Origin of the sequence: Paenibacillus arenilitoris (assembly GCF_014705655.1) — a bacterium.
Lineage (GTDB): Bacteria > Bacillota > Bacilli > Paenibacillales > Paenibacillaceae > Pristimantibacillus > Pristimantibacillus arenilitoris.
The window spans coordinates 66,886-81,124 of sequence record NZ_JACXIY010000027.1 but is presented as its reverse complement, the minus strand read 5'-3'; the positions used below and the strand labels follow the sequence as shown (position 1 = coordinate 81,124).

Sequence of the window (14,239 nt, the reverse complement as noted above, 5' to 3'; positions counted from 1 at the left end):
AATCGGACGGAGAAGGAGAGTGGAGCGTTGGGCGATTTAATTAATGCCATAATCATGGGCATCGTGGAAGGCTTGACGGAGTTTTTGCCCGTATCGTCAACCGGTCATTTGATCTTGACGGCGGACCTTCTGAACTTTACGGGCGAGCGGGCGAAGACGTTCGAGGTCGTCATTCAGTTCGGGGCGGTGCTCGCCGTGCTCGTGCTGTACCGCCAGCGGTTCGCGAGCCTGCTCAACTTCAAGTTCGGGAAGGGCTCGGGGCTCAACGCGTTACATATTCTGCTTGCCTTAATCCCCGCCGGCGTCTGCGCCGTGCTGCTGCACGGCTTGATCAAGCAGTACTTGTTCGGTCCGCAGACCGTGCTGATCGGGCTTGTCGCGGGCGGCATCCTGATGATCGTCGCGGACCGGGTGAGGAAGAAGCCGTCCGCGGAGGAGCTCGACGACATCACCTATAAGCAGGCGTTCGCGGTCGGCTGCTTCCAGGTGCTGGCGCTGTGGCCGGGCTTCTCCCGTTCGGGCTCGACGATTTCCGGCGGCATGCTGTTCGGGGCGAGCCAGAAGGCGGCGGCGGAATTTACGTTCATCGTATCGGTGCCGATCATGGCCGGAGCAAGCGGCGTCGATCTGATCAAGAGCCGCGAGTTTCTAACGATGGCGGATCTGCCGCTGTTCCTCATCGGCCTGATCGCCGCGTTCGTCGTCGCGATGGTCGCGGTCGTCACCTTCATCAACCTGATGAAGAAAATCAAGCTTTCCTGGTTTGCGTATTACCGTTTCGCGCTTGCGGCCCTTTTTTATTTCATTATTTTGTAACGGACGCCAGGACAAAGCTTTCACCGAAACAAGCGGACCCGCTTCTTGGAGGCGGGTCCGCTTGTTTTGTCGTTGCGGCGGCTATTTCTCTTCCCGCAGCAGCTTCCGGTCGAGCACGAACGGGCCGAACGGGAGGAAGGCGGCGATAAAAGCGAGCGCGACCTTACCGATCGACCAGCGGTGAACGATCCAAACGTGAAGGCCGGCCAGCATGTAAAGAATAAATAACGCCCCGTGCAGGCTGCCGGCGATCATGACGGCGTCGGGCATATCGGCCCAGTATTTGAGCGGCATCGCGATCAGAAGCAGCACGAGGAAGGAGATCCCTTCCAGCAAGCCGACGATGCGAAGCCGGCCCAGCGCGGTTTTGAGCATAAACTAACCTCCGAATGTTAGGATGTCGTTCGGGGGACAAGCCCCGTCATCAATAATTTTACGATTTCTTCGGCCGCTTGTTCCGCCGATTTGTGAACATTTACGATCTCTTTGCGGTTTTTTACGCTCAGCATCGCCGTGAACAGGTGTGCGCAGAGCAGCTCGTCGCCGCGCGTAATCTCGCCGGCTTCCATCGCCTTGCGGAATACGCCGGCAAGCAGCTCGTGAATGGCCCGCTCGCTGTCGCGGATGCGGGCGATTTGCTCCGCCGACAACCCTTCGGCCGCTTCCCGCATCATTGTTTCGAATTCGAGGTGTGCATTGCTCATGTGCCTGCTCGCCACGACCGTCAGCCGCTCTTGCAGCGTCCCCTCGCCGTTTATGATTTTTTCCGTGTGATCGTACGCCGATCGTAGCACGAACAGGAGCGATTCCGTGAATAGCACGCTTTTGTTATCGAAGTAGTAGTATACGCTGGCTTTCGTTACACCGCAAGATTGCGCCACGCCTTCGAGCGATACCTTCTCGTAGCCCTGCTCCATAAACAGGTAAGCGGCCGCGCGCAATATATGCGTCTGCGTCGAACCGGCCCCTCCTTTGGGGCGTCCGGGCTTCCGTTTTTGATTGTCGTCCATGTCGGTCATCCTTCCATTCCATACGTCGCAATAATGAGATTGTAAAATTAACCTTTCGGTATATATAATTAATTTATAAGCATCTGTCTATTGTAATCGAAATCGAAGGACAAGGAAACGGAGGATGGCCAGTCATGCTCGAGAAGCTTGCCGGGCTCGTTGCCGGCAGAACAACCCGCTTCGTCACGCTGGTTGCATGGATCGTCGCGGCCGTATGGCTTAGCATCGCGCTGCCGCAAGTCGGCGATCACGAGAAGAACAATGCGTTGAATTTGGAGGCGGACAGTCCGTCCGTTCAAGCCGAACGGATCATGAAGCAATATTTTCCCACCGACTCCGGCATCCCCGCCCTCATCGTCTGGCACCGGGAAGGAGGCTTGACGGAAGGCGATTTCGAGGGGATCCGGTCGTTGTCGTCGGCGCTCGCGGCCAAGCCGCTGGAAGCGCAGCAAGGATCGCTCCCGCTGCATGAAATGCCGGCAACCTCGCTGCTTCGGTACGCCTCCGAAGACGGATCGACGCTCGTGCAGCCGGTTACGTTCGCAGAGCTGACGGAGACCGGGCTGCTGAAGCAAAATTTGGCATCGATCCAGTCGATCATTCGCGAGCAGGCCGGAAGCGACCCGTTCGCGGTGCCGGTTGACGACGAATCCGAGCTGAGCGTTCGCATTACCGGACCCGTCGGCATATCGGTGGACGCCACGGACTTGTTCATGGGAGCCGACGTATCGCTCCTGATCGCGACGGTGCTGCTCGTCCTCATTCTGCTGCTCCTTATTTACCGGTCGCCGATCCTCGCGGTCGTGCCGCTCGTCGGCGTCGGCTTCGCCTACGGCGTGACGAGCCCGCTGCTTGGCTGGATGGCGAGGGAAGGGTGGATTACGGTCGACGCGCAGGCGATATCGATCATGACCGTGCTGTTGTTCGGAGCCGGAACCGATTATTGCTTGTTCTTCATCTCGCATTTCCGTCAGGAGCTGCTGCGGGAACACGATAAAACGAAGGCGCTTAAGCAGGCGTTCAAGGATTCTTCCGGCGCCATCGCCATGAGCGGGTTCACGGTCGTGCTGTCGCTGTTCGCCTTGCTAGCGGCCAAGTATGGCGCTTATCACCGTTTTGCCGTTCCGTTCAGCCTGTCGATCCTGATCATGGGCATCGCCAGCTTGACGCTTATTCCCGCCTTGCTGGCCATCTTCGGCCGCGCCTCCTTCTTCCCGTTCGTCCCTCGAACCGAAGCGATGGAGCAAGCGCGCGCCGCGAAGACGGGGAAGCCTCATCGGAGCAGAGCGAAAGGCAAAGCAACGTTTGGCTCGAAAATCGGGCAAATCGTCGTTGCGAGACCATGGACCGTCGTTATTTCATGCGTGCTTGTTCTCGGCTTGCTTGCGGGATTCACGCCGCAAATCAAGTACACGTATGACCTGCTGTCCTCCTTCCCGGAGGATATGCCGTCGAGAGAAGGCTTCTCGGTCATCTCCGAAGCTTTCGCTCAGGGCGATCTGGCGCCCGTTACGGTCATCGTCCGGATGGACGAAGCGGGCTTGCCTGGAATGACGGATCGGCTTGCGGCATTGCCGATCGTCGATCATGTCCGGGAGCCGCAATTAAGCCCCGTCGATCCTCAATACGCCGCGTTCGCCGTCGTGTTGAACGACAATCCGTATTCGGGCGAGGCGATGGAAGCGATCCCGCGTCTCTTCGAAGCGGCGGAATCGGCGCTCGCGATCGAAGGATCCGGCGAGCCGGCGAAGAACGTATGGATAGCCGGGCAGACGGCGGCGCAGTACGACGCGAGGGAATTGACGAATCGCGACAATGGCGTCATCATGCCGCTCGTCGTCTTGTTGATCATGATCCTGCTGCTAGCCTATTTGCGATCCGTCACGGCAACGGCCTATCTCATCGCTACCGTGCTGCTGTCGTACGGGGCGGCTCTTGGACTCGGATGGATCATACTGCACGAGTGGATGGGCGCGGAAGCGATTCAAGGCGCGATCCCGCTGTATGCGTTCGTCTTCTTAATCGCGCTGGGCGAAGATTACAACATTTTCATGATATCGAGCATCTGGAACAAACGGAGAACGATGCCGCTGCGCCAGGCGATCAAGGAAGGCGTAAGCGACACCGGGGGCGTTATTACGTCGGCGGGCCTCATTCTCGCCGCCACGTTCGCCGTACTCGCGACGCTGCCGATTCAAGTGCTCGTCCAATTCGGTGTCATTACCGCCATCGGCGTGCTGATGGATACGTTCATTGTCCGGCCGCTCCTCGTGCCGGCCGTCACGGCGCTGCTCGGAAATCGGGCTTTCTGGCCCGGCAAAGCCGGGCTGGCCGATAAGCCCGAACAAACCGCAAAAGCGAATTAAAGAAGGACGGGAGCTCAGGCAATGCGTTGCCCGAGGATACCCGTCCTTTTCCATTTTTGGCATGATGCAACTTTTACGGCGATTTGGCCGTCTTTACCTTAAGTCGAGTTTGTCTAAGAAGGCGGAAGGGGGAAATTCCATGATGCTAAGAAGAGGGACGCTGATGCTGCTCGCCTTGCTAACGCTGACGGTCGGCATGGCGATCCTGCCTGCCCAAGCTGCCGCATGCTCGTGCGCGGAGCCCGGAACGCTTACGGAACGCAAGGATCGGAGCCATGCCGTGTTCGAGGGAGAGGTCGCAGCCGTTAAATCGTCCTCCGCTTCCTTGTTCCAACCGCAGGTTCGTACGGTGAAGGCGACCTTCAAAGTGAACGAGGTATGGAAGGGACAGGTCGCCCGGACGATCGAAGTGATAACGGCGGAAGACGGGGCAACTTGCGGCTTCCGCTTCGAGGAAGGGGAGCGGTATCTGGTCTTTGCCAATGCGAAGGGCAAATCGCTCGAGACCGGCCTGTGCAGCGGGAACGTGAAGCACGACGGCTCCGCCGCTTATGCCGCGCCGCTTGGCAGCGGCTCGATTCCGCCGATGGCGCGGGCGGCCGACCTCGTTCACTCGGCGTTTCCGTCCCGCGCCGTCCTATGGCCGATTATCGCCGCCGTATTTGTTTTAGTTTGCGCCTATTTGGTTTACTATAAGAACAAGAAAGCTAGATAAGGAACATCGCGACGATCGTCGTCACGAAGAGGCCGATGAGCACCGGCTTCAGGTTGCGGCGAGCAAGCTCGAACGGATCGACGCCGCAGATCGCCGCAGCCGGGATGAGCGCCCAAGGAATGATGGTGCCGCCGCCGACCCAGATGGCCGCTACTTGACCAAGCGCGGTTAGCGTCGCAAGGCCCGAGCCGATCGCATGGCCGAACAATTGGGCGATCGAGCCCGCCAGCGAGATGCCGGAGAAGCCCGAGCCGTCGAGGCCCGTCACCGCTCCGACGATCGTCAGCGTGATCGAGCCGATTGCGCCGTTAACGGGGACGACGTTCGCCAGGGCGACCCCCAGATCGTTGACGATGCCGTGCGAGGCTTCGGGGAGCTTCTCGCCGAACATCGCCAGAAATCCGGAATCGCCGAGGTAGAAGAACGCGGCGATCGGAATGACCGGCCCGAACACTTTGAAGCCGAACAGGAAGCCTTGGACGAGATAGCCGGTCGTTTTCTCGAAGCCCTTGCCCCTGTGCGTGAGCATCGTAATGAGAAGCATGATGAGGATGGCCGTGCCGCCGATGAGCGCGGTCGCGTCTCCGCCTTGCAGGTTCAGAACGAACATGGCGACGACATCTAATGCAAAGAGGAAAGGGATTAGGACGGCGAGCCATTTTTTTGTCGCATGCGACAAAGCCAGCCGGTCCGATGCCGCTTCGGGATCATCGTTCGGCGTCAAGGGGGAGCCCGTCGACGCGATCAGACCGTCCTTCCAAGTGCCAAGCTTCTGATCGCGGCGCATCATCCAGTAGGCCGCAACGGTCGTAACCGCTCCCATAACGATGACGAGCGGAATGCTGGCTTGCATGACCTCGTTGACCGGGAGGCCCGCCGCGTCAGCCGTCAGCTTCGGCGCTCCCTGGATGATGTAGTCGCCGGATAACGCGATGCCGTGGCCGAACAGGTTCATGGCGACCGCCGCCCCGAGTGCGGGCAGCCCGACGCGCAGCGCAACCGGCAGCAGCACGGCGCCGATGAGCGCGACGCCCGGCGACGGCCAGAAAAACCAGGACGTGACGAGCATGATCAGTCCGATCCCCCAGAACGCCTGCGCGGGCGTCCGGAAAAAACGGGTGAGCGGCGCGATCATATATTCGTTGATTCCCGTCCGGATCAGCACCCGGCTCATGGCGACGATGATGGATATGATTAATATCGTGCCGATCAATTCCTTAATGGCATAAATAAAGCTGTTGAAAATTCCGCTTACCGATCCGCTGGCCGAGGTGGTGGCGAGAATGCCAAGACCCAATATCCCCGCGATGCAGACGAGCGTCGTATCGCGACGCATCAGCATGAAACCGATAATGGCGACGACGAAGACGAGATAAATCCAGTGAAGCGCCGACAATTGAACTTCCATTCCGATCATCTCCTTGTGACGTCCGCGAAACCGGCACGGGGCCGGTATCGTATTGTAATGTATGCCGAGAGGCGGATAGGCGTTCGTCTGTGGCGATCGGGAACGGACGAGGGGATGAATTATTTTTCGAGGAGTGATGGGATGATCAGAAAGAGCGTTACCCTGATGATGCTTTTCATAATGCTTCTGACCGCGGGCTGTGGTATTATGGACCAAGTGGGACAAACGGTAAATTTTGCTACCGAAACGACGAATTACTTGCAGACGCTGACGGACTTCGGTCAAGACATGAACGGCCTGGCGGAGCAAGCGATAAACGACCTGAATGCTCGAACCGACCTTAAGGAGCGGCTGACCGCGCTGCAGGAGCAGATCGCGCAATATAACGGGCTGCAGGTGCCCGACTATGCGAAGGAGCTGCATCAATCGATCGCGGGCTACAATGAGACCCTTCAGCAGGGGATCGACCAGGCTTTGACCAACATCGAGCAAGGAAGAGCGGCCTTCGAATCGACGGGCATACCGGATACGATCGCCAAAATTAACGAGCTGCTTGCGCAGATCAATCAGCTCGCGCCATAACGAACAGAACAGGAAGGAAGCGTGCTTTTTGTGATTAACATCAGCATACTGGACGCCTCGATGACGTACTCGAAGGAAGACGGTTACGTTGGCAAGGTGCAATTTGGGGTGGAAGGCCATTCCAACGAATACGAGATTACGCTTCAAAGCAAGAAAGGAAACGAATGGGGCTACGGCTTGTTTTTCCTTCACGAATCGGGCAAGGAGGAGCAGCTGCTCGAGCTGGAGGACCTGATCGAGGAAGACGACGAGCTGTTCGACTTTCTGGTCGAGACGGCCGAGGCGAAGCTGGAGAAGCAGTCGTGACGCAGCAGCTTTCCTGACGAAGAATGGCGGCGCCAAGGGACGATCCCGGCGCCGCCATTTGTTGCCGTTTAAGCCAAAAAAGGAGCTGCCTCTCGGGTCGCCGCTTGACCTCTTGAGACAGCTCCTTGCCTGTGGATGGAATGACTTCCGGGCGGCTAACGCAACCTAGTATCAGAATCCCGAATCTGCCGTCCTACATCGGGCGTTCGATCTGTTCCTTCCGGTTCCGCTTCTTCAGATACCTGTAGGCAATAAAGCCAAGCAGCGCGGCCGCGAGCGCGAGCACGATCCAAAGGCCGTATTCGTAGATGTCGTTCGCGAGCATCTGAACCCGATCGCCGACGAACGATCCGACGATAAAATAAATGAGCGTCCAGACGAACGCGGACGGGTAAGCGAAAAGGATAAAGCGCCGGAACGGCATCCGGTTCAGTCCCATGACGTATGGCGTCGCGTGCCTTAGAAACGGCAGGCACAAGCTCATGCTGATGGCGTATCCGCCATATCGCTCGCTCAGCTGCTCGGACTTGGACACGAATTTGGCGATATTTTTTTGGCTGCGGAACCAATTCGACAATTTGCTGCCCGCGAACCTGCCGATGCTGTATCCGAAGGTCATCGCCGAGCAAATGCCGAGGCAGGTCATGACGAATGCGGGAACGGGCTTCAGAACGCCCGAAGCGGACAAAGCGCCGCCGGTCATGACGACCGCTTCGTTCGGAATCGGAAGGCCGATGAGGCCCAGACAAAGAACGAGAAATAACGCGAAGTAACCGACTTGATCGATAATATTCAATAATACGTCGTACATGCCGCAACATCCTATCGTATCGAAAAGTATGATTTTAGTCCGAAAGCTCAATAGCAAGAATAACACAATCGAAAAAGGTTGGATACTGGACTTACGCAGGGGCCGCCGAAAAGGTTGCGCGCTTTAACCATTTCGTAACGAATTTTCAAATCCGGTCGGCTACAATAAGGGATAGTTTGCGACGATTGTCTGGAGGCGGCTGTCCCTATGGTTGGATTTAAGGAAAAGGTTGAAGAGCTAAGGCGATTCGAATCGCTTTGCTATACGATTTGCGTAACGCTGCTGAAGGAAGAGCGGGAAGCCTGCGCGGCCGCGGAGCGGACGCTGTCTTGGATATTCGCCGATCCGGCGTTCTGGGCGGCGGAGGAAGCGGCAAAGCCGCGGTATGTCATGCGAATTTGCATGCGGGTCATTTCGGAGCGGGGGAAGACCGGATTGGCGAATAACGTCCCAAGCTTGCAGCTACGGGCAAAATGAGCCGCGTCGTTACATAAAATGAGGCATGCGCCCACTAACTTGCGGGAGAGGTCGGTTTGGCAACATGGAACGGTTGGACTTGGAAAGCCGAAGCGCGCATCTGAAGGAATGGAACATGAAATCGGTGCTCGTCCTGAGGGACGGGTTGGTTGTCTCGGAGTGGCACGATCGCGGGAAAGACTCGATCGGGCCGCTCTTTTCTTGCACCAAAAGCGTCTTGTCCGCCCTGATCGGAATCGCGCTCGACCGCGGCGACCTGACGAGCCTCGAGCAGCCGGTAACCGATTTTTTGACCCCCCCGGAAGGGAGCGGAGCGGCTTTGGCCAAATTGAACATCGGCCATCTGCTGACGATGACGGCGGGCTTCGATTGGCCCGACTTCGACAAGCCGTACAAGGCGTTCCGAGCGTCGGGCGACCCGGTCAAATTCGTCTTCGATCAGCCGATCATCTCGGAGCCGGGCACGGCGTTCGCCTACAATTCGGGCGGGTCGCATCTGCTGTCGGCCATCCTGACGGAAGCGACGGGGATGTCGGCGCTTCGTTACGCCGAGGAACGGCTGTTCGGGCCGCTTGGCTTCCGCGCCGCCAGGTGGATGGAGCGCGGCGGCGTCAACGAAGGCGGAACGGGGCTTCACCTGTACGGCCGGGACTTGGCGAAGTTCGGTCAGCTGTACGCGCAGGAAGGCATCTTCGATGGCCGCCGGCTGTTGTCCGCGGAATGGACCCGCCAGTCGACGAAGCTTCATCATCGCGGCCTGCTGCAGTACGAGCCGCCGATCTACGGCGGCTACGGCTATCACTGGTGGCATTCGCCGCAAGAACATAACGGCCATGCCGACTGTTATTTCGCATTCGGCCACGGCGGCCAATATTTGCTCGTCTTGCCCGGGGACGGGCTCGTTATCGTCATCCGCAAGCAGGTGACGAAGCGCAATGACGCGATTTTGTCCAGGCGCCTCATTTTCGAACATATCGTCCCGGCTTTGAGGGCGCATCGATAACGATGCTTTAGCCGCGGTCGTTGTCCCTGTCATTGGCGTAGAGCTCGCGGTACAAGTCGCTAAGCGTCGGGGGGATCGAGCCGCGCTTCCCCGATCGGCGGGGTGGGCGGTAATAAAGTTCGTAACCGATGACGGCGACGATCAGCACCGATGACGAGACGAGCATGACGGTGCCTGCCTGAACCGAATCCGTTAATCCGAGCACGAGGACGGAGAAGAGGATGGCCGGGAACAGAATCGTTAGCGTGAAGATCAACATCAACCTCCGTAGGCAGCGCATGGCATTCTCCTTAAGTTAATAAGCTTCTCCTTCCCATTGTATGCGGCAACGGGTTTTCCACATTTCAAGACAAGCATGCCGATGGCTGCGAGCAGGTATTTCTATCATCCCATCGTCCCTTGTAATGTGCATGTCATGTTTATCCCAATACAAACCGTGTCAGCGTCTGAAATTTTCTATAAAACGTATTGCCTAACGTCAGCTTCTGCATTATTATGTTAGTTAAACTAACATCAAAGAAGATTAGAGCTCGAATCGATCCGCGATTTTTTGCATGGCGGTTTTCTTTTCATTAATGTCAGAATATTCAATAAGTTATAGCCGTATTGGAAATCCAATTTTGAAAATCGGTGCATATCATAGGTAGCGGGTGACGCAGTCGGCCGGTCGCGGGGAGGAGCGGAGCAATGGCGAGCATACTTATTCGGGGCGCCGTCGTCATGACGATGAACGAGCGCGATGATATTTTTACGGGCGACGTGCTTATTGAAAATAACCGGATCGCGCGGCTTGGGGAGCGACTGGATGAAGTCGCGGCCGATAGGGTAATCGATGCGGGCGGCAAAGTGCTGCTGCCCGGTTTCGTGCAGACGCATATTCATTTGTGCCAAACGTTGTTCCGCGGAAGGGCCGACGACTTGTCGCTCATCGAGTGGCTGAAGGAGAAAATTTGGCCGCTCGAGGCGGCGCACAGCGAAGATTCGGTCTATTATTCCGCCATGCTCGGCATCGGCGAATTGATCCGCAGCGGCACGACGACGATTCTCGATATGGAGACGGTGCATCATACGGAATCGGCTTTTCGAGCGATCGAGGAAAGCGGCATTCGGGCCATATCCGGCAAAGTGATGATGGACCACGGCGAGGAAGTTCCGATCGCGCTTCAGGAGAATACGCGGCAGTCGCTGCAGGAAAGCGTCGATCTGCTCGAAAAATGGCACGGCGCGGCAGGCGGCCGCATCCGTTACGCATTCTGTCCCCGCTTCGTCGTCTCCTGCACGGAGGAGCTGCTCATCGGCGTGCGCGATTTGTCCGCCGAATACGGCGTCATGGTGCATACGCACGCTTCCGAGAATTTGGGGGAAATCGAGCTGGTCGAAGCGGAACGCGGCATGCGAAACGTCGTTTATCTCGACCATATCGGCCTCGCGAGGCCGAATCTTATACTGGCTCACAGCATATGGCTGGATGAGGAGGAGAAACGGATCATTCGGGAACGCGGCGTGAAGGTGACGCATTGCCCGGGGTCCAACTTGAAGCTTGCATCGGGCGTGGCGGAGGTTCCCCTCCTGCTGGAGAGCGGAGTTGCCGTAGGTCTGGGCGCCGACGGGGCTCCGTGCAACAACAACCTGGATATGTTCCAGGAGATGAGGCTGACCGCCTATATGCAAAAGGTGCGGCACGGACCGACCGTCATGAACGCGAGGACGGTGCTGCGAATGGCGACGATGGGCGGCGCGCGCGTGCTCGGCATGGAAGCGGACATCGGCAGCATCGAGATCGGCAAGCTGGCGGACTTGCAGCTCCTTGACCTGGAAGATTTCCACGTCTACCCTTCCTTCGAAGCGGATTGGCATTCGAGGGTCGTGTACGCGGCGACGAGAGGCGACGTCGATACGGTGCTGATCGACGGGCGGATCGTCATGGAAGGCAAAACGGTGAAGACGGTGGACAAACGGATCGTGCTGAAAGAGGCGGACCGCTCCTTGCGCAGGTTGATCGGGCGGTTGTAGGGAAGACCGCCCCGCCAAGGTACCGGAAGCTTCCGACTGTCCGCGGGCAAGGTATGTTGCAGGAGGGAGGGCTTCGGGATGGATATGCATGAGGTGCTGGAGGCGGTTAGCGCGGAAGCGAGGCCCAGCGTGCTGGCAACGATTGTTTGCGCGGAAGGCCACTCCTACCGCAAGTCGGGCGCGGCCATCCTGCTGAGGCTCGGCGGCGGGCAAGTCGGCGCGATCAGCCCGGGCTGCCTGGAGCAGGATTTGATCGAGCGCGCGCCGGACGTTTGGACGTCGGGCAAGCATGCATTCGTCGATTATAATATGAATCCGGACGAAGACGCGATTTGGGGAGAGGCGGTCGGCTGCGGCGGCAAAATGCGGCTGCTGCTCGAGCCGGTCGACGGCAAGCTGCGCAGCTTGCTGCTCGAGATTCGCGAACGCAACGCACAGGGAGAAAGCATCCGGCTCACGAGAAGCTGGGACGACGAACGAATCGAGTATTCGCTTGACGGCGCGGAGACGGACGGCGGCGCTGCAGGCGGCGACTCGCCGGGTGACAGGCGGTTGCACCGGATGTCCGTCGCGTTCGATCCGAAGCCGCGCTTGGTCGTATTCGGCGCCGGCCAGGATGCCGAGGCGATTTTGTCGCTCGCGGGACGAATCGGTTTCCGTCCCGTTCTTGCCGACTGGCGGCCGGCGCTTTGTTCGCGGGAGCGGTTCCCCGGGGCGGATATCGTCGTCGGCGATCCCGGGAAAATCGTGAAGCAAACCGGCCTGTGCGCCGAGGATTACTTGATCGTATGCAGCCATAATCTTCGCCAGGACAAAGAAATGATCCGCCTTGCGCTGCCGCTTCAATTGGCGTATATCGGCGTAATGGGCTCCAAAAAACGGATCCGGATGCTGTTCGAGACGTTCCTGATCCCATCGAACGTCAAAGCGCCGATCGGTCTGGCTATCGGAGCCGACGGACCGATTGAGATCGCGGTCAGCGTCGCCGCGGAGCTCGTTGCCGTTCGCGCCGAGCGGAGAGCCTTATCGGACAGGGAGGCGGTGAACGATGTCCGTAGCGGGACTCTATTTGGCGGCGGGGCGGAGCGCAAGGATGGGGATGCGCAAGCAGGCAATGGAGCTGTCGGCGGGCATTCCGCTCGGAAGCCTGGGGCTGCGAGCGCTGTTGTCCAGCCGTCTTGACGGCGTTGCGGTCGTCGTCCGTCCGGACGATCCGCTCAATTGGCTCGAATCGATTGGGATGGAAGCGGCAGCCGTCGCGCATGGCGCCGGGGCGGCACCGCGCATTGTCGTCTGCGCGGAGGCGGAACGCGGCATGGCGTTCTCCATCCGGCGAGGGCTGGAAGACGTGCTTGAAAAACGTCCGGAGACCGAAGCCGTCGTTATCGCGCTCGCCGATCAACCGTTCATTACGGCGGACATGATTGACGAGCTTATATGCCGATGGCGCGAGCATCCGCGGTTGGATTACGTGGCAACGGCCGGATCTGACGACGGTCGCGGCGAACCGCTGCTCCTGCCTCCCGCGCTCTTGAACCGTTCGATGTTCGAAGCGCTGCGGCAATTGGAAGGCGACGCGGGCGCGCGCGGCTTGTTCCGCTCCTCCCGCTATCGCGGGCGCGGCCTGCCCGCGCCGAGCGGGAAGACGCTGCTGGATGTCGATACGCTGCGGCAATACGACTTGGCCTGCCGTCTGTTATTGGACGAAACCGGTCTGCCGTAGACGGATAGGCAGCCGCTAGACCGACCATGTTCGCCCGAATTTGCGGCTTGCCGTACAGCCGGGAGCTGCTTCTACGGACAATCGGGGAGGGAATTGCGATGGGCTTGAACTTGCGGGAGACCGGATCGACTCCCAAGGTATGGCATCCGCGCACGGCCGCGGAAGCGTGGGCGTACAAACGGAACTTCGGGCCCGATGGCGTATACGTCGCAGGCGGGACGCTGCTGCGGACCCAGTGGGAAGCGGGGATCGTCCGAATGCCGGCGAACTTGATCGATCTGAGCGGCGTCGGCGGCTTAAGCGACATTCTTATCGGCGAAGACGGGCTTCTCCTCGGTTCGCAAACGACGCTGCAAGCTTGCCGCATGCATGCTCTCCTTCAGCGAACCTTTCCGATGGCGACGGATGCCGTCCGCTCGATCGCCGCGCCGTCGGTCCGCCATTTGGCGACGATCGGCGGCAACGTCGCGTCGGTCGTGGGAGACGCGGTCACCGCGCTGCTCGCCTACGACGCGTCGCTTATTTGGCATACCGGCGACGGAGAGCGGCAGGAGGAACTCACGGATTGGCTGCTGACTGCGTTTCAGCCGGGATCCTTGAACGACCGGCTGCTGCTTAGCGTCAAGCTGCCGTTTCCGGACGAACAGGACCGAGCGGATTCAAGTGCGAAGCGCGTCAGCGCCTATCATAAGGTCGGCCGGCGCGAAGCCTTCACGCCGTCGCTCGTGACGGCGGCGGTGCACGGATTCCTCGATGCGTCGGGGACTGTCGAATCCATCCGGCTCGCGGTCGGAGGAGGCCAGACGGTGCCGCGAAGACTGGAGGAAGCGGAGCGCGAGATGACCGGTCAGACGCTGGACGCGAAGCTGCTTAAGCACGTTCATGCGCGGATTATGGAGCTTTACGAGCCGAGAGAAGACGTGTTCGCGGACAGCGCGTACCGGAAACGGACGGCCGCGAACGTCATCGTCGCCGAGTTGTGGAGAGCGTCAAGGACTTCGACATAAAT

General features: G+C 59.0%; 16 protein-coding genes. 11 read left to right on the top strand and 5 right to left on the bottom strand.

The annotated features are described in order from the left end of the window. Nucleotides 1-27 precede the first annotated feature (27 nt). Nucleotides 28-816, top strand: coding sequence for an undecaprenyl-diphosphate phosphatase (gene bacA / locus IDH41_RS21535; RefSeq protein ID WP_190864713.1), 789 nt, complete (start codon nucleotides 28-30; stop codon nucleotides 814-816). A gap of 81 nt (nucleotides 817-897) precedes the next feature. Here bacA and IDH41_RS21530 read toward each other — a convergent pair whose 3' ends face one another. Then, nucleotides 898-1,191: a DUF3817 domain-containing protein gene (locus IDH41_RS21530; RefSeq protein ID WP_190864711.1), complete on the bottom strand. Its 294-nt coding sequence runs from the start codon at nucleotides 1,189-1,191 to the stop codon at nucleotides 898-900. 17 nt (nucleotides 1,192-1,208) lie between these two features. Next, complete coding sequence (locus IDH41_RS21525; protein ID WP_190864709.1) at nucleotides 1,209-1,826, bottom strand: TetR/AcrR family transcriptional regulator; 618 nt, start codon at nucleotides 1,824-1,826, stop codon at nucleotides 1,209-1,211. A 134-nt stretch (nucleotides 1,827-1,960) separates the two neighbouring features. Here IDH41_RS21525 and IDH41_RS21520 point away from each other — a divergent pair, with 134 nt between their 5' ends. Further along, nucleotides 1,961-4,192 carry an MMPL family transporter gene (locus IDH41_RS21520; protein WP_190864707.1) on the top strand — a complete coding sequence of 744 codons (2,232 nt, stop codon included), beginning with the start codon at nucleotides 1,961-1,963 and terminating at the stop codon, nucleotides 4,190-4,192. A 139-nt stretch (nucleotides 4,193-4,331) separates the two neighbouring features. Continuing rightward, complete coding sequence (locus tag IDH41_RS21515) at nucleotides 4,332-4,907, top strand: hypothetical protein (RefSeq protein WP_190864705.1); 576 nt, start codon at nucleotides 4,332-4,334, stop codon at nucleotides 4,905-4,907. Here the strand turns inward: IDH41_RS21515 and IDH41_RS21510 are convergent. Next, on the bottom strand, nucleotides 4,900-6,315 hold the full coding sequence (locus tag IDH41_RS21510; RefSeq protein WP_190864703.1) for a hypothetical protein: 1,416 nt from the start codon (nucleotides 6,313-6,315) through the stop codon (nucleotides 4,900-4,902). The genes IDH41_RS21515 and IDH41_RS21510 overlap by 8 nt on opposite strands. 165 nt (nucleotides 6,316-6,480) lie before the next feature. Between IDH41_RS21510 and IDH41_RS21505 the strand changes: the two genes are divergently transcribed. Both IDH41_RS21505 and IDH41_RS21500 read left to right on the top strand, forming a co-directional pair. After that, entirely contained in the window at nucleotides 6,481-6,897 is a 417-nt protein-coding gene (locus IDH41_RS21505; protein WP_190864701.1) for a DUF6376 family protein, read from the top strand. Between the two features lie 30 nt (nucleotides 6,898-6,927). Further along, entirely contained in the window at nucleotides 6,928-7,203 is a 276-nt protein-coding gene (locus tag IDH41_RS21500) for a hypothetical protein (RefSeq protein ID WP_317890791.1), read from the top strand. Nucleotides 7,204-7,396: 193 nt separating this feature from the next. Here IDH41_RS21500 and IDH41_RS21495 read toward each other — a convergent pair whose 3' ends face one another. After that, nucleotides 7,397-8,014 carry a DedA family protein gene (locus IDH41_RS21495; RefSeq protein WP_190864699.1) on the bottom strand — a complete coding sequence of 206 codons (618 nt, stop codon included), beginning with the start codon at nucleotides 8,012-8,014 and terminating at the stop codon, nucleotides 7,397-7,399. A gap of 207 nt (nucleotides 8,015-8,221) precedes the next feature. Between IDH41_RS21495 and IDH41_RS21490 the strand changes: the two genes are divergently transcribed. Beyond that, a complete protein-coding gene (locus IDH41_RS21490; protein WP_190864697.1) occupies nucleotides 8,222-8,491 on the top strand; it encodes a hypothetical protein in 270 nt (89 codons plus the stop codon). 64 nt (nucleotides 8,492-8,555) lie between these two features. After that, the gene (locus IDH41_RS21485; RefSeq protein ID WP_223829934.1) at nucleotides 8,556-9,494 is read left to right on the top strand and encodes a serine hydrolase domain-containing protein; all 939 of its coding nucleotides are present in this window, start codon (nucleotides 8,556-8,558) and stop codon (nucleotides 9,492-9,494) included. 7 nt (nucleotides 9,495-9,501) lie between these two features. Here IDH41_RS21485 and IDH41_RS21480 read toward each other — a convergent pair whose 3' ends face one another. After that, a complete protein-coding gene (locus IDH41_RS21480) occupies nucleotides 9,502-9,750 on the bottom strand; it encodes a hypothetical protein (protein WP_190864693.1) in 249 nt (82 codons plus the stop codon). A gap of 431 nt (nucleotides 9,751-10,181) precedes the next feature. Here IDH41_RS21480 and IDH41_RS21475 point away from each other — a divergent pair, with 431 nt between their 5' ends. From IDH41_RS21475 to IDH41_RS21460, 4 genes are all read left to right on the top strand, one after another. Further along, nucleotides 10,182-11,507, top strand: a complete 1,326-nt coding sequence (locus IDH41_RS21475; protein ID WP_190864691.1) for a 5'-deoxyadenosine deaminase — start codon at nucleotides 10,182-10,184, stop codon at nucleotides 11,505-11,507. Between the two features lie 78 nt (nucleotides 11,508-11,585). After that, nucleotides 11,586-12,689: an XdhC family protein gene (locus tag IDH41_RS21470; protein ID WP_223829933.1), complete on the top strand. Its 1,104-nt coding sequence runs from the start codon at nucleotides 11,586-11,588 to the stop codon at nucleotides 12,687-12,689. Continuing rightward, entirely contained in the window at nucleotides 12,607-13,230 is a 624-nt protein-coding gene (locus IDH41_RS21465; RefSeq protein ID WP_190864689.1) for a nucleotidyltransferase family protein, read from the top strand. The genes IDH41_RS21470 and IDH41_RS21465 overlap by 83 nt, the downstream gene beginning before the upstream one ends. Before the next feature lie 98 nt (nucleotides 13,231-13,328). Beyond that, nucleotides 13,329-14,237: an FAD binding domain-containing protein gene (locus IDH41_RS21460; RefSeq protein WP_190864687.1), complete on the top strand. Its 909-nt coding sequence runs from the start codon at nucleotides 13,329-13,331 to the stop codon at nucleotides 14,235-14,237. The last annotated feature ends 2 nt before the right edge of the window (nucleotides 14,238-14,239 follow it).